Below are 21,061 nucleotides of genomic sequence, written 5' to 3'. Positions count from 1 at the left end.
GTCATGTTGCCCGGCTGATTTCAAGCGATAGCCGCCGCGCGTCTATGCTACTGATTCGTTGCGTACGACCATCAGCGTCCGTGACACCACTTGCCACGACGTTCGGGCCAACACGCACCCGATAGTGCGCGTTCGCGAATGGTCGGCCTGTACCATCTTTTAGTACGAACTGCTCGTCGAATCGTTTCCGTGAGCGTCCGCGACAATCACACGCCCATGCGTAACCTCGCGCTTTGATCATGTCGTACCCGGTTGCTAGCGAACGCAGCCGATCAAAAGGAAAGAACTCTCCGGTTTCCGCATTCATAGCCTGTGCCGACGGCATCGGCGGGAAGTTGGCGTAGATCGAATAGGTAATGCGACAAAGGTCGCAGACCTCCTCGTCCGGCGTCTTCTTTCCAGTGCCATCCTGATTCCGTTTCTCCATTGGATTCCTCAAGAACTTTCAGGTGATGTCGGATACTTAACCATCGAAACGAATCACGTCAACAGTTTTAAATCGAGATAAGACTGTCTTGAAAAACATTGACGACGACTGCTACGCGCGAAAAAAAACCCGCCATGAGGGGCGGGCTCGCAAGATGACGTGTGCGCAACTAGGGCTGAGATGGGCCGTAACGCATCGGCCAGTGTTTTAATCGCAATGAGAGTTAATGCGAAGCTTCGTCGCCGTAATGCCGATCCGGAATAACAACGATATTCCCCACGAAGCGCTTTTCCATAAACCGCGTCTGCGCGTCATGAAACTTCGACAGCGGATAAGTCGCCGCGAGAACCGGTCGAATCGTACCGCTCTGAATATAGTCGAGCACACGTTTGAATGCGCCGCGCGTGCCCTGCGACGATCCATTCAACTGCAACTGCTTCAAATACATCGTGCGCAAGTCGAGTTGCACGACCGGCCCGGCGATCGCGCCCGCGGTCGTATATCGCCCCTCGGGCCGCAGCACGTTCAACAGCTTGCCGAACAGCGCCCCGCCAACCAGATCGGCAACCACATCGACGGGCCGGCCACCGGTCATCCGTTCGACGTCCGCGATGAAATCGCCGCTGTCGCGCAGCATCACGCCTTGCGCGCCGAGCGCGAGCACGGCTTCTTCCTTGCCTTTGCTGACCACCGCATACGGAATTGCGCCGCGCGCGCGGCATAGCTGGATGATGGCCGAGCCGACGCCGCCGGACGCACCGGTAATCAGCACCGCTTCGCCGCGCTTGACGGCCGCGCGTTCGATCATCTGCTCGCCAGTGTGATAAGCGCACCAGAACGTTGCGAGCTCGGCGTCGGAATAGGTGGAGTCGACACGATGCGCGTTTTCGGATGGCACGGCCGCATATTCAGCGTACCCGCCGTCGCGGCCATGGCCGATGTAATCGATATCGGCGAGGCTGTCGTCGTCGCGGTTGTAGATCGACGCGTCGACGATCACGCGCTCGCCGATGCGCGCATCGCTGACGCCGCGACCCACCGCAACCACGCGTCCGACGATATCCGCGCCCTGAATGCGCGGAAACGTCAGCGTCGAGCGGCCGCGTCGCCACGTAGATACCGCTTGCGGGTCGTCGTCGGTGCCGTAGGCGCCCTGACGGACCCACACGTCGGTATTGTTGAGACCGCATGCGGTCACATCGATCAGTACCTCGCCGGCCGCACAGGCCGGCACCGGCACGTCGTCGCGATAGACCAGTTTATCGAGGCCGCCGTGCCCGGTCAGCACGACGGCCTTCATCGTTTTCGGAAGCATGTTTCCCTCTTGTTGGATCGGGCATCGTGCTTCGCGAGTCGATGCGGGCACGACGCCCGTGCGCTTACGGTTTGACGAACAGCTTGCGTGGCGTGCGGCAGAAGGTCTCGACACCGGTCTTGGTGATCAGGATGCTCTCGGTGATTTCGAGGCCCCAGTCGTCGAGCCACAGGCCCGGCATGAAGTGGAACGTCATGCCGGGTTCGAGGACGGTCTTGTCCCCAGGACGCAGACTCATCGTGCGCTCGCCCCAGTCCGGCGGATAGCTCGCGCCGATCGGATACCCACAGCGGCTGTTCTTCTCGATGCCGTATTTATGCAGCACCGCGAAGAACGCATTGGCGATGTCCTCGCAGGTATTGCCCGGTTTCGCCGCGGCAAGTCCCGCCTCGATCCCTTCGACGACCGCGCGCTCGCCCTCGATGAAATGCTTCGGCGGCTTGCCCAGATACACGGTGCGCGACTGCGGGCAGTGATAGCGCTTGAAGCAGCCGGCGATTTCGAAGAACGTGCCGGCGTCCTTCGCGAACGGCGTGTCGTCCCAGGTCAGATGCGGCGCGGCGGCGTCGGCGCCGGTCGGCAGCAGCGGCACGATCGCCGGATAGTCGCCGCCATGTCCGTCGATGCCGGTAATGCCTGCCGAGTAGATCTCCGCGACGAGGTCGTTCTTGCGCATGCCCGGCTCGATTCGCTCGACGATATGCGCGTGCATCTTCTCGACGATGCGCGCGGCCACGCGCATGTACTCGATCTCGCGTAGCGATTTGACCGCGCGCTGCCAGTTGACGAGACCGGTCGCGTCCTGCCATTTCGCGTCCGGCAGATGCGCGACGAGCGAGCGATAAGCGGCGGCGCTGAAATAGTAGTTATCCATTTCGACGCCGATCTTCGCGTTGGCCCAACCGCGCGCCGCGATCACGTCGCGCGCGAGATAGTCCATCGGATGACGCGCGGTGGATTGCACGTAGTGATCCGGATAGCCGACGATCTGATCGTGCTGCATGAAGACGGTGCGTTTTGCACCATTCGCGTCCTGACCGCGGCCGAACCAGACCGGCTCGCCATCGAGCGCGAGCAGCACGCACTGATGCACGTAAAACGACCAGCCGTCGTAGCCGGTGAGCCAGGCCATATTGGTCGGGTCCGACACGATCAATAGCTCGATGCCGGCCGCCTGCATGGCCTTGCGCGTCTTGGCAAGACGCGCGGCGTATTCGTCGCGTTCGAACGGCAGGCGCACGACGGGCACCTCAATTCGCGATTCCTGTTGCGTCGTATCTGACATCTTCCCCTCTCTCTGAGCGTGACGTCGTTGCGGGAAGTGGCGCGCGGTGCACGTGAATGCGGCGCCACGGGTATTTCTCGCCGCAGTCTAATGCCGCGAAAAAACGCCGCCGAATGTGCTAGTTCAATGTTGGTGACGTTATCGACGGATGCGGTGTGCTTGTTGCAGTGCACCCTTCGCCTGCCTTTGCCCGTGCGGAAAAAAGAATTGTTCTAGAGCAATGTGGTTTGCAAATATGGCTGCGTATTCTGGTTCGCATTACCGGCGTTTCCGGCGCCGCAGCCGCATTCCATTGACTCAAGTCACGTACGACGAACGGGATCGAATCGATATGAACACTGCGCGAGTTACCGATCTATTGAGCGCTTCAGGCATCGCCCCGGCAAGTCTTTCCTCCGAGCGCACGGCCGCGCCTGCAAGCACTCGGGCGCGCCGCGACGAAGGCCCGGCGAACAAGCCATTGATCCGACTCGACCGGATCACGAAACGATACGGCGCGCTGACCGTGCTCGACGAACTATCGCTCGATGTGATGCCCGGCGAGAAGCTGGCTCTGATCGGTCCGTCGGGATCGGGCAAGACGACGATCCTGCGCATCCTGATGACGCTCGAGACGATCGACGGCGGCCATATCGAGGTCGACGGCGAACAACTGTTTCATATGCCGCGCGGCGGTCAGATGGTGCCCGCGAATGAACGGCACCTGCAAAAGATGCGCGAGAAGATCGGCATGGTGTTTCAGCACTTCAATCTGTTTCCGCACAAGAGCGTGCTCGACAACGTGACGCTCGCGCCGATGCTGACCAAGGGCGAGAGCCGCGAGTCGGCGGAGAAGCGCGCGCTGGAACTGCTCGACATGGTCGGCATGGCCGATAAGGCGAAGAGCCGTCCCGCGCAACTGTCGGGCGGGCAGAAGCAGCGCGTGGCGATCGCGCGGGCGCTCGCGCTCGCGCCGCGAATCATGCTGTTCGATGAAGTAACGTCCGCGCTCGATCCTGAACTCGTTGAAGAAGTCCTGAACGTGATGCAGCGGCTCGCGCGCGAAACCGATATGACGATGCTGCTCGTCACGCATGAAATGGGCTTCGCGCACGACTTTGCGGACCGCGTGCTGTTCTTCGATCGCGGCAGGATCGTCGAGGAAGGCAAGCCCGAGGACATCTTCACGCATCCGACCCACGAGCGAACCCAGACCTTCCTGCGCAAGATCCTCGCCGCGGGTCATCGAATCTGAGGCGGGCCGCAAGAGGTTGTTTTTCCGACGCTATACATCACCCACTACTACGTCATACCACTACGCCATAGGAGCCAGAGATCATGAAGCTGAAGGGGATTCTGATTGCAGGAGGGTTGTCGCTGCTGACGCTCGCGAGCCTCGCATACGCCGCCGACGATAAGCTCACGCAGATGCGCCAGCAAGGTTTCGCTCGCATCGCGATCGCGAACGAACCGCCGTTCACCGCAGTCGGCGCCGACGGCAAAGTGACGGGCGCGGCGCCCGATGTCGCGCGCGCGGGGTTCAAGAAGCTGGGCGTCAACGACGTGGTCGCGTCGGTCTCCGAGTATGGCGCGATGATTCCGGGCCTCGCGGCCGGGCGGCATGACGCGATTGCGGCGGGGCTCTTTATGACGCCGCAGCGTTGCGCCGCCGTCGCCTATTCGCAGCCGGTGCTGTGCGCGGTTGAAGCGTTCGCGGTCAAGAAGGGCAACACGAAGGGCATCAAGAGCTACGAGGAAATCGCGAAAGATCCGAAAGCGGTGATCGGTGTGGAAGGCGGCACGACCGAGCAGAAGCTCGCGACCGCCGCGAATATTCCGACCGACCGCGTGGTCATCGTGCCGGACGGGCAAAGCGGTCTGAAGATGCTGCAGGACGGCCGCATCGATGTATTCGCGTTGCCGCTTCTTTCGATCACCGATCTGCTTTCAAAGGCGAAAGACCCGAACCTCGATTCGATCGCGCCGGTGCAGAACACGCCGGTGCAATGCGACGGCGTCGCGTTCCGCAAGCAGGACACCGCGCTGCGCGATGCGTTCGATGTCGAGCTGAAGAAGATGAAGGATTCCGGCGAGTTCGCCAAGATCGTCGAGCCCTATGGCTTCTCGGCGAAGGCGGCGATGTCGGCGAGCCGCGAACAACTGTGCGCGGCGAAGAACTGAGGCCGCGATAGCACGCCATGCGCGCGGCACGGTCGCGCGCATGGCCCCCGATATATTGCGCGCGAGGTGCGTCGATGAACCACTGGTCCGGTTATTTGGAGCTGATTTTGCAGGGGGCGCGGACAACCGTCGAACTGACGCTGATGGGCGCGGTACTCGCGCTCGTAATGGCGTTCGTCGCGGGGCTCGGGCGTCTGTCGCGCTTCTTCGTGGTGCGCGCGTTGGCCACGTCGTATATCGAGTTCTTTCGGGGCACGTCGATATTCGTGCAGCTGTTCTGGGCGTACTTCGTGTTGCCGATGGCCGGCCTCACGCTGACGCCGCTGCAGGCCGGCGTGCTCGCGCTCGGTTTGAACGTCGGCGCGTATGGCGCTGAAGTGGTGCGGGGCGCGGTCGCCGCGATCGGCCACGAACAGCGCAGCGCCTGCATCGCGTTGAATCTTTCCCGCTATCAGCGCATGCGGCACGTGATCCTGCCCCAGGCCTTGCCGCTGATGCTGCCCACCTTCGGCAACAACGCGATCGAGCTGCTGAAGGGCACGGCCGTCGTGTCGCTGATATCACTCGGCGACATGACCTTCCAGGCGCAAGTGGTGCGCTCGCAAACCGGCAATACGTTGATCCCGTTCGCGACGATTCTCGCGCTGTACTTCGGCATGGCCTGTCTGATCTCGTTCGGTATGCGCAAACTGGAAAGCCGGATGAGCTTCGGTCTCGACCGCATCAGGAGATAGACGAATGGAATGGGACTGGAGCTTCGTGCGCGAGATTCTGCCAATCCTGCTGCAAGGCTTGGAGATCACGGTGCTCGCTACATTGCTCGGCGCGGTGGTGGCGGCCGTGGTCGGCATGGTGATTGCCATTTTGCGGCTGGCGCCGAATCGCGTGGTGTCGCACGGCACGTCGGCGGTTGCGGGTTTTATTCGTGGCACACCGCTGCTCGTGCAGTTGTATTTCGTGTTTTACGTGCTGCCCGACATCGGCATCAGGATGCCCGCGCTCGCGGCCGGGGTGCTCGCAATCGGTGTGCATTACGCGACGTATGCGGCCGAGGTTTATCGCGCGGGCATCGAAAGCATTCCGCGCGGGCAATGGGAAGCCGCGAAGGCCTGCAATCTGAGCCCCGCGCAAACCTGGCAGCACGTGATCCTGCCCGAAGCGGTGCCGCCGATGGTGCCCGCGCTCGCCAATTACCTGATCTCGATGTTCAAGGAAACGCCATTGCTATCGGCGATCACGGTACTCGAATTGATGAATCAGGCGAAGATCATCGCGAATACGGACTACCGCTATCTGGAGCCGATGACGCTGGTCGGCGTGCTGTTCCTGATCATCAGCCTGATCGCGGTGGCCTGTGTGCGCCTCCTTGAGAAGCGTTTTCCGGCTCCCGGGCATTGAACGATGCAAATAACTATTCGGCAGTTCGAGCGCGCGCCGCATCTGATCGAACGCGCTTTCGACAAACGTATCGGCCTCGTGATTCTCGCGACCGATCACACCACCGAGCCGGATTTCGCGGCACTCGTTGCGAACGAGCGTATCGGCATTTACGTGAATCGCGTGCCGTATGCGAACCCTGTCACGCCCGACAATCTGCGCGCGATGCAACCGTCACTGACCGCCGGTGCTGCACTGATATTGCCCGACGAAACGCTCGACGTCGTGATGTATTCGTGCACGTCGGCATCCGTGATGATCGGGGATGCGCAGATCGAGCGCGCTATTCATGCGGCGAAGCCATCGGCCAGAGTGGTCACTCCAACGGCTGCCGCAGTCACTGCGCTGAACACGCTCGGCGCGCGGCGTATCAGCGTGCTGACGCCGTACACCGCCGAAACGAGTCGGCCGATGGCCGAGTACTTTGCCGCGCAAGGCTTCGCGATAGATCGCTTCTCATCCCTGGGTCTGACCGACGACCGGGAGATGGCACGGATTTCGCACGACGATATCGTAGCCTTTGCGCGCGAGGCGACGGCGCGGGACTCCGATGCGCTGTTTATCTCGTGCACCGCCGTGCGAGCCGCGCGGATCATCGCGCGAATCGAAGAGGCCACCGGCAAGCCGGTGGTCAGCAGCAATCTCGCGACCGCATGGATGTGTTTGCGGCTGTGCGGCGAGAACGAGCCGAGGCCGGAACAGGGGCGTTTGATGACGCTGCCGTTGCTGATGCGCTGATACGAATGACGTTGGGCTTTCAGCCATTCAATGGCTTGCGCCCGACGTCAACTGCCCGATCATGTTGCGGATCGCGCGCATCTGAACGCCTTGCCGATCGGCGAAATGTCGGCCGGTATATCCCCACCAGTCCCAGCATCCGTTCGGGTTGATTGCTGGAATCGATACCGCTTGCGGATATAGCACGACGATCCGGTTGTTGTCCGCCCACTGCGTATAGCCGGCGTGCCGGACGAACGTGGTGCCGTAGGGGAGACCAGTCGATGAGTCGGGCGGGACATACGCCTGTCCCTGCCGGCAGCCGTGCAGCGCAATGTGCAGCCGGCACGGTGCACCCGAATCGCATGTGCTCGGTACATACAGCCATCCGCTGGTATCCATGCCCGTCGTCCGCAAAAAGCTCGCTAGCCGGCTGGCCGGTAGATAACGGCTCTGATCGAAGCGGATGAAGCGCCCCGGTGGCGTTGCCGCGGCAGGCGGGGCGAGCGGAGCAGGTCCGTAGATCCAGCCCAGTATCTGCTTTGCGCCATCGACATTGCACTTGCCGATGAAGGGCGATTCGCTTTTTGCGCAGGCCACGCCATAGTCGATGGTGGGCATCGTGTGGCCCGCATCGGCGATGCCGGTTTGAGTCATGTTCCGTGCCGGCACGCCGAGTGCCGCATAGAACGCCTGCAACTGAGCGACGATGGGCGTAGGCACGGTCGCATCTTTCGCCCCCGAGATCGTGACGATGCGTTGGCCCGGGATTCTGGCGACATCGTCGATCAGGCGATTGGCCGAAAACATCCTGGCCATCGAGACGAGCCGCGGCACATTGGTACTGTCGGGCGAGACCCGGCAGGCGCTCGCGGGTCGGATCGTGCATGAGCATCGGGTCGTGGCGATCAGAAGGCTGTTTCGCGAGCAATAGTACGGACCGGCCGCAACGACGCCCACGCCCTTGATGATCGACGAGTACGCGACAGCCAGTTGCACTGCCATGTACCCTCCGGCCGAGAGGCCGGAGACGGAGGTCTGCGAGATATCGATGTTGAGCGCCGGCAATGGCGGGTAGCTGGCTGCTTCGGCGCAACAGTCTGCCGACAGCATCGACAAAGCGGTGACACATATGCAGAGCGCTGCTTTCACCGGTTGGCCTCGCACTCGAATGCTTATCGGTAGAACGGACGACGGCTTGAAATTTTACAGCGTGCGGTGCACCCAAATCGTGTTGTTTTTCCCGATCGCGCGCGACGCGTCGCAGACGCACGCGTACGGATTACCGCATCGGTTGCCGGCTTTATGGAAAACCCCGATGCCTGCATCGTCCTAGAACATCGTTGCAGAAGCGTGTCGCCGGTATCTTGGATTCGGGCGACGTTGCCTGTGTCGCATAGAGACATCCCAGGAGGAGACATGCATTACGCACATTCATGGACCGCGCAGAGCGCGCAACCGCAAGCGCAAGCGCGCAGCTTGCTGCGACGCGCGATCGCCGCATCGGCGCTCGGCAACGCAACCGAGTGGTTCGACTACGGTATCTACGCCTATGGCCTCAGCTACATATCGGCCGCGCTGTTCCCCGGCAGCACTTCGCAGGCTACGTTATTCGCACTCGCGACGTTCGCCATTTCGTTTCTCGTGCGTCCGTTAGGCGGCCTGTTCTGGGGGCCGCTCGGCGATCGCCTCGGCCGCAAGCACGTGCTGGCGTTGACGATCATCCTGATGTCGGTCGCGACGCTGCTGGTCGGACTCGTGCCGACTTACGCAAGCATTGGCTGGTGGGCGCCGACGATCCTCGTTGTGCTGCGAATGATTCAGGGCTTTTCGACGGGCGGCGAATATGGCGGCGCGGCGACTTTCATGGCCGAATACGCGCCCGACAAGAAGCGCGGCTTTTGCGGCAGCTTCCTCGAATTCGCGACGCTGTCGGGATTCTCGCTCGGCGCGTTTCTGATGCTCGGTTGCTCGGTCGCGCTCGGCAACACGGCGATGCATGCATGGGGATGGCGTTTGCCGTTTCTGATTGCGGCACCGCTCGGCCTGATCGGTTTCTATCTGCGCTCCAAGCTCGAAGACACGCCGGTCTTTCGCGAGCTCGAAGAAACGATGCACAAGGAGCAGCATAGCTGCGTCACGCTGAAGGCATTGCTGAGCGACTACTGGAAGCCGCTGATCCAGCTCGGCGGACTCGTGGTTGCTTTGAATGTCGTCAACTACGTGCTGCTCGCCTATATGCCGACGTTCATGCAGAAGCAGCTTGGCATGAGCGACAACATGTCCCTGCTCGTACCGCTGATCGGCATGCTCGCGATGATGGTGTTTCTGCCGTTTGCGGGCACGTTCTCGGATCGCGTCGGCCGCAAGAACGTGTGGTGGTTTTCGCTGATCGGCCTGTTCGTCGCGGCGATTCCGATGTTCCTGCTGATGAAGCTCAGCGTGACCGGTGCCTTCATCGGCTTTGCGGTGCTCGGGCTGTTGTACGTGCCGCAACTCGCGAGCATCTCGGCGATGTTCCCCGCAATGTTCCCGACCCAGGTCCGTTACGCGGGGATGGCGATTGCGTATAACGTGTCGACGTCGATTTTCGGCGGCACGGCGCCGATGGCTAACGAATGGCTGGTCGCGCATACGGGCAATGCGCTGGTGCCCGCTTATTACATGATGGCAGCGTGCGTCGTTGGTGCGATTGCGCTGGTCTTCGTGCCTGAAACGCGCGGGTGTTCGTTGCGCGGGCAGGGCATTCCGGGGAAGCAGGAAGTGGTCGGTTGAAGTCGGCTAGCGTGGCCGGTCGCGTATCGATGCGGTTTGGCCACGCGTGTTTGATTGGACGCTTACTTCAACCGGCTTTCCGCGAGCCTCGACTTCAGCCGTTCATATTTCTGCCGCGACGTATCCGCGAACGCCGCCTTACGACTCGAACGCGTATCGTCGAATGGAATCGGCTCGGCGAACTGCCTTCGAGCGCGGGAGGCGTCAACTGCGCCGATGTGCTTCAACGCAATTCAACCACCGGACAGAACCCTGTCTTCGATTTCATAGCGTTCATTGCCGACTGAAATCAGATTGATGCCGGCATGTTTGCGCGTCAGCGTATCGCCGGGCATCGGCTGATCGTTCGCGGACGCCGCCGTGCCCATCACACGGCCGTTGACGCCGAAGAAAATCGCCCGCGTCGTGCCGTCGGGCCAGTAGACCACGACCGTTGTGGATCGATCGCCGTGATGCACGACGCCGAACTTGCACATCGTTCTGGTCTGTCCGTTGCCGCGCTCGCAAGGCAGCGTGCCGCTCGCGGCGATCGGGGATTCCTTCACGGGCGCGTGACCATTCGGCGAGCTGGTCTGAGCGCTTTCCGTCGATATGGAAATCAGCGTCACGCCGTCCGCTTCGCCGACCACGCGCGCGCGCCGCTGATGCCCGACGATCGCGCGTACGGCGGCGCCGTCGCGCGGACCAGGGCAGCCGACCAGCATCGCCATATGGTCCAAATAGTTCGCGGTCGCGGCCGACTCGCCGAGCCGCCGGCAGACATCGCCCGAGTGCGGATAACCATCGCCGAGCACGACGAACGACGCGGGCCATTTGAACGGCTTCTGCGTGCCAGCGGCCTGCGCGGAGGTCGAGGCCCCGCCGCTACCGAAAGCCATCGCCGCAATCGCGGCATATAGCGCCAAAGCGAAAGACCGGGTTGCGCGTTGCATCGATGTTCTCCTCGGCATGCTCACGTTCGAGCCGCGCCAGCCGCCAACGCGGCCTGCGCCCGCTGCAGCCACTCGCGATTGTGTTCGCGCGCGTGACGCGGCCAATGCTTGGCATCCTGCACGATTTCCGCATAGAGGGCGCCGGCGCGGCGGCGGTCCGCGTCTTCCGGTTGCGCGGCGAGCCAGTCGGCGAACAGGCAGCGCGCCGCGACGTCGGTTGCGCAGGTCAGCGAGTGTTCGAATGCCGCGCGCGCGCCCGGCGCGTTCAGCGCGGCCAGCGTGCGCGCGTACAGCAGCGCCGGCTCGCCCTGATTGCGCGCGTGCGGATTGATCGAGAACAGATTCGCCAACGTCGTATCGGCGGCCGTGTAGTTGCCGAGCGCGAACTGCGAGCGCGCGAGACCTATCAGTAGCGCGGGATCGTTCGCAAAGGGTCCATTCGCCGCGGCCTGAAAATGTTCGAGTGCTTCACGCGGATTGCCGGCCGCGAGCAAGGCTTCGCCGAGCCGCATCCGATGCTGCACGGTCGGCGAGCGCTCGAAAGCGGCGCGTGCTTCACGCAGCGCGCGATTCGGATCGACGAATTGCGTGATCGCCTGCGTGGCCACTCGCGCGCCGCGCGTATGGCGCAGACCCGGCAGATAGATCGCGAAGAAGTACACGACGCTGCCGAGCAGCGGAAAGGCAAACAGAATGAATAGCCAGTAGATGCCCTGGTTATTGCGCATCGCGTGGATGGCGAAGAAGATCGCAATAAAAACGTGAAGACCAATTCCAAAGAAGTAGGGCATATCGAGTCAACCTTCGAGCATGAGGAAAAGCGACGAAACTGTAGCGCTCGGAATGGTAGCGGATGCGCGGCACCTTCAGTTCGCCGAGCGTCAACGAGTCCCAGGTCTTGCCGCCGTACAGTAGCACGAGCGGACTGCATCGGTGCCTGTCCATACCGGGTTCCGCGGCCGCCATCGGGCTCTTCAGTCCACGTTCAGACGCAGGTGGTGAGCAGCAGCGCGGGCCCGAATGTGATCAGGGTCGCGACCAGCGCCGCGATCAGAGTCCAGACGACGACGGTATGCATGAACGAACTGATAAGTTCGGGTCCGGGGTCGCGGGTCGCGGCGCGATAGCGCCATAGCCAGCCGAGTGCGACTAAATGCAGCAGCAGAATGATCGCGAGACTCACGCGCAGCGGGCCGGCCGGCCACGCGAACGCGCAGCCGATCGCATGCAGCGCATACAGGATCACGAACGCGAGACACCAGATCGTGAAGCCGACGGCGAGCCACCACAACCGCCGTGGCGAAAGCGGACGCGCATTCATGGTCGGGCTCCCAGCATGGCGACGAGGCTCGGCAGCGCGAGCACGAGTCCGAGCGCGATGACACCCGTCGTCAGCGTGTAATCGACCCACAGGCGCGTGAGGCGCAGATCGGTCAGGCGTCGCGCGGAAACGAAGCCCGCGCCGACACGCAGCACGTTGCTGATCAGGAACAGCAGCCCGACGCCCGCGTGAACGGCGATATACGTGAGCAGCGCCGCGGCCGTCGCGCCGAGCGCATGCTCGCGCGGATTCGGGGTCACGCCGTCGATCAGCATCACGGAGGCGCCGAGCGCGACGATCAGCGCGATCGCGGAAAGCCCGATCGCGCCGTGCGGTTTGCGCTCGGCGGCGGCCGCGCGCAACGAGCCACGCGTGGCGGCCGCGGCCACCGCGAGCGCGACGACTACGACGAGCGCCAGCAGACGGTTCGGATGCGGCGCGACCGCGGCCGGCCAGTTCGGCGCGGCGATCCACAGATAGAACGTGCCGAAGACCAGCGACGTGAACAGCGTGCCGTCCGCGACCAACGCACAGATCATCGAAATCCATGACGGCGCGCCGGCGACCTCGGTATGCGGCGGCACGCTGACGCCGCGGCCGACCGGCAGCGCGCCGTAATCGCGCGCGTGGCCGGCGCTCTGACCTGCGTAGATGAAGAGGCCGAACGTCACGAACGCGAATGCGACCGACAGCAGATAAAACTTGAACAGCATCGCGAGCACCGCCGCGGCGGTCACGAGTGCGGTGACGAGCGGCAGATACGTCGAGTTCGGCAACACGATCAGCTGTTCGGGCTCGCCCGAGGTCATATGCACACCTAGAGCCTCCTGCCAGCCGTTGCGCGTGAAGCCGAGGTAACCTTCGCCGCGTGCGAGCGAGGTCGCGAGCTGGCCCGGTGGCACCTTTTCGGTTTCGGCGTCGATGTGCGGGATCGACGCGAATGCGTACGGCGCGGGCGGAATCGGCATCGCCCATTCGAGCGTGGTCGATTGCCACGGGTTACGCCGCACGCGTTGGCCGAAACGCAATTGCACGATGATGTCGATCACGACGAGCGCAAAGCCGATCGTCATCACGAAGCTGCCCACCGACGACAGCAGATTGAGCCAGTTCCAGCCTTCGTCGCCGCTGTACGTGAAGACTCGCCGGGGCATGCCGAGCAGGCCGGTCAAGTGCATCATGAAGAACGTCATGTTGAAGCCGATGAACACGAGCCAGAACGCCGGCACGGAAAGCTTATGCACGGCGGTGCGCCCGGTCAGCAGCGGCAGCCAGTAATAGAACGCGGCGAGCATCGGAAACGCGAGCGCGCCGGCCACCACGTAGTGCATGTGCGCGACGACGAAGTAGGTGTCGTGTGCTTGCCAGTCGAACGGCACGATCGCGAGCATCACGCCGGTCAGCCCGCCGCACGTGAACACGAAGAAGAAGCCGAAGATGTACAGCATCGGCACATCCCAGCGCGGGCGGCCGTGCGACAGCGTGGCGAGCCACGCGAAGAACTGGATCGCGGTGGGCACCGCCACGATCGCCGAGCCCGCCGAGAAGAACGCGAGCGCCAGATGCGGAATGCCCACCGTGAACATGTGGTGCACCCAGATGCCGAAGCTCAGGAACGCGAGCGCGATGATCGCGACGACGATCGCGCGGTAGCCGATCAGGCGGCGTCGTGCGAACACGGGGATCATCGTCGACAGCACGCCGGCCATCGGCAGGAAGATGATGTACACGTCGGGGTGGCCGAACAGCCAGAAAAGGTGCTGCCACAGCAGCGGATCGCCGCCGCGCGTCGGATCGAAGAACGGCAGGTTGAACGCGCGCTCCACCTCGAGCAGGATCGAGCCGAGAATCAGCGGCGGAAACGCGACAATCATCATCATCGCGGTAACGAGGATGTACCACGCGAAGATCGGCATGCGATCGAGCGACATGCCCGGCGCGCGCATCTTCAGGATCGACACGACGATTTCCATCGCGAGCGACAGCGCCGAAATCTCGACGAACGTGATGCCGAGCAGCCAGACGTCGGCGTTCAGTCCGGGCGTGTACACGTTGGAGCTGAGCGGCGTGTACATGAACCAGCCGCCGTCGGGCGCGCTGCGCAGAATCAGCGACACGGTCAGGATCGTGCCGCCGAACAGATAGCACCAATAGCCGTAAGCGGTCAGGCGCGGAAACGCGAAGTCGCGCGTGCCGAGAATCTTCGGCGTCAGATAGACCGCGAAGCTTTCTACCATCGGAATCGCGAACAGGAACAGCATCATCGATCCATGCATCGTGAAGACCTGGTTATAGGTCTCGACGTCCATGAAGGCCGCATGCGGCGTGGCGAGTTGTACGCGCGTGAGCATGCCGAGAATCCCGGCGATCGCGAAGAACACGAACGACGTGATCATCATGCGCATGCCGAGGATCGTATGGTTGACCGCGGCGAGCTTCTGCACGCCCGGCCCGGTGCGCCAGATCGCGGCAAGCTGGCGATGCAGTCGCAACGCGGTGATGCCCTGTGATGGCGGCTCGACGGGCACACTCATTTCTTCACCTCCCCGTTGGCGGCGGCACTTTTGACGGCAGCCGGGAAATCTTCCGGACGATCGACGATCACGGTGAAGCGCATCCCCGCATGACCGATGCCGCAAAACTCGTTGCATTGTCCGGCGTACTGGCCGGGCACGTCGGCCTCGATGCGCAGCAGGTTCTGGTGGCCCGGCACGGCGTCGATCTTGCCCGCGAAGCGCGGAATCCAGAACGCGTGCACGACGTCCATGCTGGTCACGGAGATGTCGACTGGCGTGCGCGCCGGCAGATGCAGCACGTTGTCGGTTTCGACGTTGCCGAGTTCCGGATAGCGGAAGGTCCAGCGCCATTGCTGCGCGATCGCCTCGATGCGTGCGGGCGCATGCGCGCGGAGCGGCAGCAGCAACTCGCCCGCGTACAGTGCGTAGCAGATCAACGGAATCAGGATCACCGCAGGCAGCACGAGGCCACCGAACACGATCCAGCGCGCGGGCGACAGATGCGAGCCCCAGCCGGGCCGGAACACCGTCAGCAGAAACAGCACGAGCACCATCGCGAACAGGATCGCCGCGCCCGCGAGCATCACCCACCACAGCCCGGCGATCGATGCGGCGGCCGGACCCGATGGCTCGAGCGTCGACAACGGCCCGGTGCAGCCGGACAACGCGGCGAGCGATCCGGCTTGGACCGCCAGACGCAAGCAGCTATGATGGTTTGCACCACCGGGCGTTCGATGCGAGGGCACACCACCATGGCAAACAAGGGCAATGCTGGAAGCGAGACGCGAAGTGAAGTGATGCTCGAGCTGTTGCGGCTCGACAAGGGCTCGGCGGTGGCGCTCGTCGGTCATCCGATTCACGTGATGATGGTGCATTTCCCGATCGCGTTCGTCGTCGCGACGTTGGGCGTCGACGTGATCTACTGGTGGACGGGCGACCCGTTCTGGATTCGCGCCGGCTTGTGGGCCGCCGGCTTTGCATTCTGGAGCGGCGTGGCCGCGAGCGTGGTAGGTACCGCCGAACTGCTGCTGGTGCGCGGCATCCGCCTGAAGGAAGCGAGCTGGTCGCATGCGGTCGCCGCGATGACGCTCGTCGCGCTCGCGGGAGCGAACTGGGGTGGGCGCCTCTATTACCCCGATGAGATCCTGCCGCATGGGCTCGTGCTGTCGGTGCTCAGCTCGGTGATGACGGGCTTCGCCGGCTGGCATGGAGGCAAGCTCGTGTTCGATCATGGCGTGGGGATTCTCGTTTCGCCGAAGGAGTGATGCAGCCAGCGGCCAAGTCCGCCGGGTTCGAACAGATGCGGGGCCAGCAGATTCGAGTCGATGTGGGGCTTGGCCAGCACGATCCAGATGATCGCGACGATCACAATCAGATAAGCGATGGTCAGCGCGATCGCCGAGGCACGGCTGAAGCGGCCATCGGGCAGATACAGATCGTGCAGTACGAGGCCGGCCAGCACGTGCAGCATCGCCATGATGCCGACGAACACCATCTTCGCCGTGAACCATTCGACGAACGTGGCCTGCAGAAAAATCAGCGCGGTGCCGCTCGCAATCGCGACGAAAGCGGCGGGCGAAGTCAGTTCGACGAACACGAGACGCGTGATGCGGTGAAGACGGTCGAGCTCGGTGCCGGCCGCCAGCCCGCGACGCTGCCAGAACAGATACGGCAGCACGAGCAAACCGCCCGACCAGATCGCGATCGCGGCCAGATGAATGAACTTCAGAAGGGTCGTCACAGCGCGGGCTCTCTGCCGCGCAGGCTCGACCAGACGAGCGAAAGTCCTGCCGCGAGATAAGGGATCATCGCCAGTACCCACATCAACAGTCCGGCGAGTTGCTGGTCGGCGAGCGGAGTGAGCCCCCACGCGGCGGTGGTCGCGAAGTGCGCGACGTAGAGCGGCACCGGCGCGAACACGATCAACGCGCCGAGCAAACCCATATGGCCGATCGTCGCGACGAGCGCCATTAGCGCGGGGCCGGTCGGCAGCGACGGCGAGAAGATGCTGCGCCACATGAGCCATGAACTGCCAAGCAAAGTGATCTGCATCAGCCAGTAGCCGGGCAGCGTCGCGAGTCCCCACCCATAGGGCCCGGGCGCATGCCACAGCCAGATGATCACCGCATGCGCTGCGACCACCGGCACGAGCGGCGGATGTGCGAGGCGCGTCAGCGGAAACGCAAGGGCGAGCAGGGGAGCCACTGCAGCGATCAGAATGACGTGATGAGTGACGCGCGCGGAGAACAATGCAGAGGACAACGCGCAGAGCGGCGACACGAACACGACGGCAATCAGCGCGACGGCGCCCCATCCCGCCCGTGGACTCGCCGTGCGGCCGCTCGCCACGACCCATGCGAGCGCCGCGAGCGCGACCAGCAATGGCGGGTCCGTATTCCAGCGCAACCACAAGCTTTCAGGGACAGCCGCGGGACCACAGTAAGCGACTGGAAAATATGGCATGGCGCGATGTCTTCAACGAGTCCAGGTGCCTCTTTAGTACACGAGAGCAATAGCGTGACAGATAGCACCTTTGAATTGTCGGGACGGCTCACGATCCAACTGATCGCTTGTGTACTCTAGCGCAAATAATCTGTTTAGGGACGGCTATCCGAATCATGAAAGTTTTTGCGTGACAGAATGTTTTCATTTTGTCACTCGCGCTTTTTTGCCGGCAGAATAAAGGCTGATGTAATGGCGGCGATAAGACTGCGATGGTGCGGCGCAATACTTCAGGCGCGGCTTACCCGGCATACTATGATGAAATCATGTGACGGAGGCCCGCCATGTTTCATGATCCCATTCGAATTCCCGCAATTATCGAATTGTCGGTGCTTGCAATCGCGCTGATTGTTGTCAGCATCCTACGCGTGAGGCAGCAAAGAGAGCGGGCGCGAAATCGGGCACTGACGGAGAAGCGACGGTCTGAGAAAACGAGAATGTAATATTCGCTTTTACTGCATCTTTTAATGCGTCTCTATTCAGATATGTTGCTGGTCGTTGCCAGTTCTATTGACGATCAATGCGAGGTCCGTATCGGCGATACACCGCTCGCCGAACAGATTTGACGAAGTGGGTGGAAGCAATGCATCGGTGGCGGCGAAGAGTTTTTGAGCCGCTTCCTGTGCGCGCGACGAAAGCGGGCCGCCGCGCGATCCATAGAAAATGACTTCGGTGGAACGGTCATCGCGAATCGGCAGCAGATCGCTGCTCTTGAATCGGCCGCCGGAGAGCGATAGTGCGTGGACGCCTCATCGTTTCTTCGACCGGTATCTCAGCCGCCGAACAAAATCACGCGAGGGGCTTCAAAAAAAAATTTTAGCTGATACAATGGCGCCCCTCTGCCCAGGTGGCGAAATTGGTAGACGCACTATCTTGAGGGGGTAGCGCCGAAAGGCGTGTGGGTTCAAATCCCGCCCTGGGCACCAAAGTATATTCCGGCAAGTTCCGGAGAAATACGGAAACCCGCGACAGCACAAGGCTTCGCGGGTTTTTTTGTTTCCTGCATTGTGCGGTGAAGTGCTGGGACAGCCAGCGCAATTGGTGGTATTTTTGGTGGTATCGGCTGAATTTCTGCTGTGGTACTGCAGGAGATACCACCATGCCGCTCACCGACACACAGGTGCGGACCGCACGTTACAACCCAGAGGGCGCCGGCAATCGGTTGTCCGATGGTGGTCGCATGTACCTCCAGCTGGACAAGTCTGGCGCCAAATACTGGCGTATGAATTACCGGTTCGCGGGCAAGGACAAAACACTCGCTCTCGGCGTTTATCCGGATGTGTCATTGGCTGCGGCACGGAAGAAGCGCGACGAGGTCCGTACGAGACTAGCTGCGGGCATGGACCCAAGTGCGGTAAAAAGGGCTGATAAGCGTGCAGCCCGACTCGCAGCAGGCAATACGTTTGAAGCGATTGCATTGGCATGGATGCAAGAACGTAAATCCTACGTAGAACCTCGCCAGCATGAGAACACGCTCGCGCGTTTTAAGAACGATGCGTTCCCGTGGCTCGGCAAACGTCCCATTTCCGAGATTGATGCCCCAGAGATTCTTGAGACTCTGAAACGCGTCGATAGCCGCGGCGCGCGCTATACCGCCCATCGCTTGCGCGGAGAAATTAGCCGAGTCTTTCGATATGCGATCAAAGAGAACTTCTGCAAGTCGGACCCAGCCCGCGATCTTGTTGGGGCTATTCCACCCGCGCAAACAACCCACTTCGCGTCGATCATTGAACCGGACAAAGTAGGTGAAATGCTGCGCGCGTTCGATGGCTTTAGCGGCACATTTCCGGTTTTCTGCGCGCTCAGACTTGCTCCGATGCTGTTCGTCCGGCCTGGCGAGCTTCGTACGGCAGAATGGAGCCACATAAATCTGGACCGCGCCGAATGGCGCTATGCGGTGACGAAAACTGATACGGCTCATCTTGTACCGCTCGCTGCACAGGCCGTCGCTATCTTGCGGGAACTCAAGGCGTTGACCGGCAATGGTTTATACGTGTTCCCGGGCGCGCGCGATCGCAAGCGTCCAATGAGTGAAGTCACAATCAACGCGGCGCTGCGCCGCTTGGGGTACGACACACGCACGGAAATCACGGGCCACGGCTTTCGCGCCATGGCACGAACGATCCTGCATGAAGAGCTTGAACATAAACCAGAGGTGATCGAGCATCAGCTCGCGCATGCGGTGCCTGATAACTTGGGCTCTGCCTACAATCGCACGAAATTCATTAGAGAACGTCGGACGATGATGCAGGAGTGGGCCGATTATCTTGAACGGCTGAAGACCGGCGCAATTGCGGCGGGTACGCGCACATAGCGAGTCATCCGTATCATGTGCCCGTGGCGCGCGGTATTCCGAAGGCGTTCGGACGACGGCATACCGTGTATATGCGTTGTTCCAGGTAACGTTGCTAAGGGTGTGTGGGAACGCGTGATCCGCGCCGGGGCCGACGAAACCGAGATCAAGCGTGTTTTGATCGATTCGGCCATCGTGCGCGTACACCGGAACATCGGCTGACGCTTCTTCAGTCGATCGTGCGTACCGAGTCCGGATTCAATCCTTATGCGATCGGCGTGGTGCATGGTATCGGCTGCGCGCTCCATACGTTCTGCTACTAGCCGCTTTGCAATGGCGTTCGCAGTTCCCGTGAAGTGCTATTCAGTCAGGCTATAGAGTTCGCTGAATATCCGCTGGCGGACTGACGACGATTTGGATCACTCGGCTAGGGACGGAAATGTGCTCTGGCCAACCTGCGCGCTGACTGGAGCATTGGGCGGGCCGCTTGCTGGTCTGACTAATCTGAGTTTCCCGCAACACCACATCTCTAATGGCGCCCAAAACCGGCGATAGCCTATCCTGCCATCCCTCGATTTTCATGTTGTTTTTGGCCCCGGGTGTGACTTCGGTGTGCGCGCTGTGCAGCCATGCACAGCAGAAATGCGCTTCCGTGTGACTGCCGTTGGTTGTGCAATTAAAGGTCGTGATGCAACGGAGCGGGCGAGTTGAGCATTATTTGCGCGTGCTGTGCGCCTCGGGTGTGATGCACGGAGAAAACTCGTCGGCAAGCAGTTGACGTCCAACGTGTTCGACAGTGCCACCTGGTGCAAAGCAGTGGCATGCACCTTCGATCTTCCGTCGCATAGCAGTGAACATCCGTACAAGCTGCGTGACCGGACGCGGAGACGGTATGGCGATGGTGAAGCAAGGCGATGGTGCGTCGCGTTCGTTCTTCGGTCACGTCAAATGCGTTGCGGTTTTCTTTCGACGTGAATCGATGGGCACACAGTATTCGCAGCCACTGATGCTACTGTCCATGAGCGACGCACGCGTGTAATTCCACGTGCATCGGCGAGACACCGGATAAGGCAGAAAAAATATTTGGCTCTTTTGAAATTTGAATGGGTTATGCAGCGTGCGGATTGATCGACGCGAAGTTGAGCTTGCCGGCGATCAGGAACAGCACGGTGCGCATAGTTTCGAGGTTTGCGTAGCCACGAGCGCGTCGCTTGGCGGCTTGAAACAGGCCGTTGAGTGCTTCCAGAAAGCCGTTGGTCTGGCGCGTCTGGGTCCATGCGACGATGCCGTCGAAATGCTTGCGTATCATGCGGGCGACCTCCTTCATCGGTTCAACCTTGGAGCGCATCACGTTGGTACACCACTGCTCGAGCATCGCACT

General features: G+C 61.8%; 21 protein-coding genes and 1 tRNA gene. 9 read left to right on the top strand and 13 right to left on the bottom strand.

Going from position 1 to position 21,061, the window contains the following annotated elements; translation table 11 throughout:
• Nucleotide 1 precedes the first annotated feature (1 nt).
• From GCT19_RS30195 to doeA, 3 genes are all read right to left on the bottom strand, one after another.
• The gene (locus GCT19_RS30195) at nt 2-427 is read right to left on the bottom strand and encodes a hypothetical protein (protein WP_152853963.1); all 426 of its coding nucleotides are present in this window, start codon (nt 425-427) and stop codon (nt 2-4) included.
• 223 nt (nt 428-650) lie between these two features.
• Nucleotides 651-1,742: an alcohol dehydrogenase family protein gene (locus tag GCT19_RS30190; protein ID WP_152853962.1), complete on the bottom strand. Its 1,092-nt coding sequence runs from the start codon at nt 1,740-1,742 to the stop codon at nt 651-653.
• Nucleotides 1,743-1,806: 64 nt separating this feature from the next.
• Nucleotides 1,807-3,027, bottom strand: coding sequence for an ectoine hydrolase DoeA (doeA, locus tag GCT19_RS30185; RefSeq protein WP_013092598.1), 1,221 nt, complete (start codon nt 3,025-3,027; stop codon nt 1,807-1,809).
• Between the two features lie 331 nt (nt 3,028-3,358).
• On the opposite strand from doeA, the gene ehuA reads away from it, so the two are divergent.
• The 5 genes from ehuA to eutA all read left to right on the top strand — a co-directional run bounded on the left by ehuA (nt 3,359) and on the right by eutA (nt 7,362).
• Nucleotides 3,359-4,261 carry an ectoine/hydroxyectoine ABC transporter ATP-binding protein EhuA gene (gene ehuA, locus GCT19_RS30180; RefSeq protein ID WP_018433298.1) on the top strand — a complete coding sequence of 301 codons (903 nt, stop codon included), beginning with the start codon at nt 3,359-3,361 and terminating at the stop codon, nt 4,259-4,261.
• Nucleotides 4,262-4,344: 83 nt separating this feature from the next.
• Nucleotides 4,345-5,187 carry an ectoine/hydroxyectoine ABC transporter substrate-binding protein EhuB gene (gene ehuB / locus GCT19_RS30175; RefSeq protein ID WP_018433297.1) on the top strand — a complete coding sequence of 281 codons (843 nt, stop codon included), beginning with the start codon at nt 4,345-4,347 and terminating at the stop codon, nt 5,185-5,187.
• A gap of 74 nt (nt 5,188-5,261) precedes the next feature.
• Nucleotides 5,262-5,921, top strand: coding sequence for an ectoine/hydroxyectoine ABC transporter permease subunit EhuC (ehuC, locus tag GCT19_RS30170; protein WP_013092595.1), 660 nt, complete (start codon nt 5,262-5,264; stop codon nt 5,919-5,921).
• 4 nt (nt 5,922-5,925) lie between these two features.
• Complete coding sequence (ehuD, locus tag GCT19_RS30165) at nt 5,926-6,585, top strand: ectoine/hydroxyectoine ABC transporter permease subunit EhuD (protein ID WP_018433295.1); 660 nt, start codon at nt 5,926-5,928, stop codon at nt 6,583-6,585.
• Between the two features lie 3 nt (nt 6,586-6,588).
• Nucleotides 6,589-7,362: an ectoine utilization protein EutA gene (gene eutA / locus GCT19_RS30160; protein WP_018433294.1), complete on the top strand. Its 774-nt coding sequence runs from the start codon at nt 6,589-6,591 to the stop codon at nt 7,360-7,362.
• A gap of 27 nt (nt 7,363-7,389) precedes the next feature.
• On the opposite strand, the gene GCT19_RS30155 is transcribed toward eutA, so the two are convergent.
• Nucleotides 7,390-8,454: an extracellular catalytic domain type 2 short-chain-length polyhydroxyalkanoate depolymerase gene (locus tag GCT19_RS30155; protein WP_456299583.1), complete on the bottom strand. Its 1,065-nt coding sequence runs from the start codon at nt 8,452-8,454 to the stop codon at nt 7,390-7,392.
• A 306-nt stretch (nt 8,455-8,760) separates the two neighbouring features.
• Here GCT19_RS30155 and GCT19_RS30150 point away from each other — a divergent pair, with 306 nt between their 5' ends.
• Nucleotides 8,761-10,116, top strand: a complete 1,356-nt coding sequence (locus GCT19_RS30150) for an MFS transporter (protein WP_018433292.1) — start codon at nt 8,761-8,763, stop codon at nt 10,114-10,116.
• Between the two features lie 233 nt (nt 10,117-10,349).
• Here GCT19_RS30150 and GCT19_RS30145 read toward each other — a convergent pair whose 3' ends face one another.
• From GCT19_RS30145 to coxB, 5 genes are all read right to left on the bottom strand, one after another.
• A complete protein-coding gene (locus GCT19_RS30145) occupies nt 10,350-11,048 on the bottom strand; it encodes a hypothetical protein (RefSeq protein WP_152853960.1) in 699 nt (232 codons plus the stop codon).
• 20 nt (nt 11,049-11,068) lie between these two features.
• Nucleotides 11,069-11,839 (bottom strand): tetratricopeptide repeat protein, encoded by a 771-nt coding sequence (locus GCT19_RS30140; RefSeq protein ID WP_018433290.1) that lies wholly within the window; start codon nt 11,837-11,839, stop codon nt 11,069-11,071.
• A gap of 194 nt (nt 11,840-12,033) precedes the next feature.
• Nucleotides 12,034-12,369: a hypothetical protein gene (locus GCT19_RS30135; RefSeq protein ID WP_152853959.1), complete on the bottom strand. Its 336-nt coding sequence runs from the start codon at nt 12,367-12,369 to the stop codon at nt 12,034-12,036.
• A complete protein-coding gene (gene ctaD, locus GCT19_RS30130) occupies nt 12,366-14,903 on the bottom strand; it encodes a cytochrome c oxidase subunit I (protein ID WP_152853958.1) in 2,538 nt (845 codons plus the stop codon). The genes GCT19_RS30135 and ctaD overlap by 4 nt, the downstream gene beginning before the upstream one ends.
• Nucleotides 14,900-15,586 (bottom strand): cytochrome c oxidase subunit II, encoded by a 687-nt coding sequence (gene coxB / locus GCT19_RS30125; protein WP_152853957.1) that lies wholly within the window; start codon nt 15,584-15,586, stop codon nt 14,900-14,902. The genes ctaD and coxB overlap by 4 nt, the downstream gene beginning before the upstream one ends.
• Nucleotides 15,587-15,637: 51 nt before the next feature.
• Between coxB and GCT19_RS30120 the strand changes: the two genes are divergently transcribed.
• Nucleotides 15,638-16,150: a DUF2231 domain-containing protein gene (locus GCT19_RS30120; protein ID WP_152853956.1), complete on the top strand. Its 513-nt coding sequence runs from the start codon at nt 15,638-15,640 to the stop codon at nt 16,148-16,150.
• Here GCT19_RS30120 and GCT19_RS30115 read toward each other — a convergent pair.
• The 3 genes from GCT19_RS30115 to GCT19_RS30105 all read right to left on the bottom strand — a co-directional run bounded on the left by GCT19_RS30115 (nt 16,114) and on the right by GCT19_RS30105 (nt 18,085).
• Nucleotides 16,114-16,626: a CopD family protein gene (locus GCT19_RS30115; RefSeq protein WP_018433285.1), complete on the bottom strand. Its 513-nt coding sequence runs from the start codon at nt 16,624-16,626 to the stop codon at nt 16,114-16,116. The genes GCT19_RS30120 and GCT19_RS30115 overlap by 37 nt on opposite strands.
• The gene (locus GCT19_RS30110; protein ID WP_227749353.1) at nt 16,623-17,348 is read right to left on the bottom strand and encodes a cytochrome c oxidase assembly protein; all 726 of its coding nucleotides are present in this window, start codon (nt 17,346-17,348) and stop codon (nt 16,623-16,625) included. The genes GCT19_RS30115 and GCT19_RS30110 overlap by 4 nt, the downstream gene beginning before the upstream one ends.
• A gap of 518 nt (nt 17,349-17,866) precedes the next feature.
• The gene (locus GCT19_RS30105) at nt 17,867-18,085 is read right to left on the bottom strand and encodes a hypothetical protein (protein ID WP_321576894.1); all 219 of its coding nucleotides are present in this window, start codon (nt 18,083-18,085) and stop codon (nt 17,867-17,869) included.
• Between the two features lie 143 nt (nt 18,086-18,228).
• Here GCT19_RS30105 and GCT19_RS30100 point away from each other — a divergent pair.
• Together GCT19_RS30100 and GCT19_RS30095 are read left to right on the top strand one after the other, a co-directional pair.
• Nucleotides 18,229-18,313: transfer RNA gene (locus GCT19_RS30100), tRNA-Leu, on the top strand.
• A 173-nt stretch (nt 18,314-18,486) separates the two neighbouring features.
• Entirely contained in the window at nt 18,487-19,701 is a 1,215-nt protein-coding gene (locus tag GCT19_RS30095; RefSeq protein ID WP_152853955.1) for a tyrosine-type recombinase/integrase, read from the top strand.
• A 1,087-nt stretch (nt 19,702-20,788) separates the two neighbouring features.
• On the opposite strand, the gene GCT19_RS30090 is transcribed toward GCT19_RS30095, so the two are convergent.
• Nucleotides 20,789-21,061: transposase (locus GCT19_RS30090; protein WP_193727467.1), on the bottom strand; the 273-nt coding region annotated here is incomplete at its 5' end.

The organism is Paraburkholderia atlantica, assembly GCF_009362785.1.
Classification (GTDB): Bacteria; Pseudomonadota; Gammaproteobacteria; order Burkholderiales; family Burkholderiaceae; genus Paraburkholderia; species Paraburkholderia atlantica.
This window is presented reverse-complemented; position numbering and strand designations above follow the sequence as displayed.

Bases quoted from the DNA above. Each gene is read 5' to 3' on its own strand.
- GCT19_RS30195 (WP_152853963.1), bottom strand. From the start codon at position 427: ATGGAGAAACGGAATCAGGATGGCACTGGAAAGAAGACGCCGGACGAG.
- GCT19_RS30190 (WP_152853962.1), bottom strand. From the start codon at position 1,742: ATGCTTCCGAAAACGATGAAGGCCGTCGTGCTGACCGGGCACGGCGGC.
- doeA (WP_013092598.1), bottom strand. From the start codon at position 3,027: ATGTCAGATACGACGCAACAGGAATCGCGAATTGAGGTGCCCGTCGTG.
- ehuA (WP_018433298.1), top strand. From the start codon at position 3,359: ATGAACACTGCGCGAGTTACCGATCTATTGAGCGCTTCAGGCATCGCC.
- ehuB (WP_018433297.1), top strand. From the start codon at position 4,345: ATGAAGCTGAAGGGGATTCTGATTGCAGGAGGGTTGTCGCTGCTGACG.
- ehuC (WP_013092595.1), top strand. From the start codon at position 5,262: ATGAACCACTGGTCCGGTTATTTGGAGCTGATTTTGCAGGGGGCGCGG.
- ehuD (WP_018433295.1), top strand. From the start codon at position 5,926: ATGGAATGGGACTGGAGCTTCGTGCGCGAGATTCTGCCAATCCTGCTG.
- eutA (WP_018433294.1), top strand. From the start codon at position 6,589: ATGCAAATAACTATTCGGCAGTTCGAGCGCGCGCCGCATCTGATCGAA.
- GCT19_RS30155 (WP_456299583.1), bottom strand. From the start codon at position 8,454: ATGCTGTCGGCAGACTGTTGCGCCGAAGCAGCCAGCTACCCGCCATTG.
- GCT19_RS30150 (WP_018433292.1), top strand. From the start codon at position 8,761: ATGCATTACGCACATTCATGGACCGCGCAGAGCGCGCAACCGCAAGCG.
- GCT19_RS30145 (WP_152853960.1), bottom strand. From the start codon at position 11,048: ATGCAACGCGCAACCCGGTCTTTCGCTTTGGCGCTATATGCCGCGATT.
- GCT19_RS30140 (WP_018433290.1), bottom strand. From the start codon at position 11,839: ATGCCCTACTTCTTTGGAATTGGTCTTCACGTTTTTATTGCGATCTTC.
- GCT19_RS30135 (WP_152853959.1), bottom strand. From the start codon at position 12,369: ATGAATGCGCGTCCGCTTTCGCCACGGCGGTTGTGGTGGCTCGCCGTC.
- ctaD (WP_152853958.1), bottom strand. From the start codon at position 14,903: ATGAGTGTGCCCGTCGAGCCGCCATCACAGGGCATCACCGCGTTGCGA.
- GCT19_RS30120 (WP_152853956.1), top strand. From the start codon at position 15,638: ATGGCAAACAAGGGCAATGCTGGAAGCGAGACGCGAAGTGAAGTGATG.
- GCT19_RS30110 (WP_227749353.1), bottom strand. From the start codon at position 17,348: ATGCCATATTTTCCAGTCGCTTACTGTGGTCCCGCGGCTGTCCCTGAA.
- GCT19_RS30095 (WP_152853955.1), top strand. From the start codon at position 18,487: ATGCCGCTCACCGACACACAGGTGCGGACCGCACGTTACAACCCAGAG.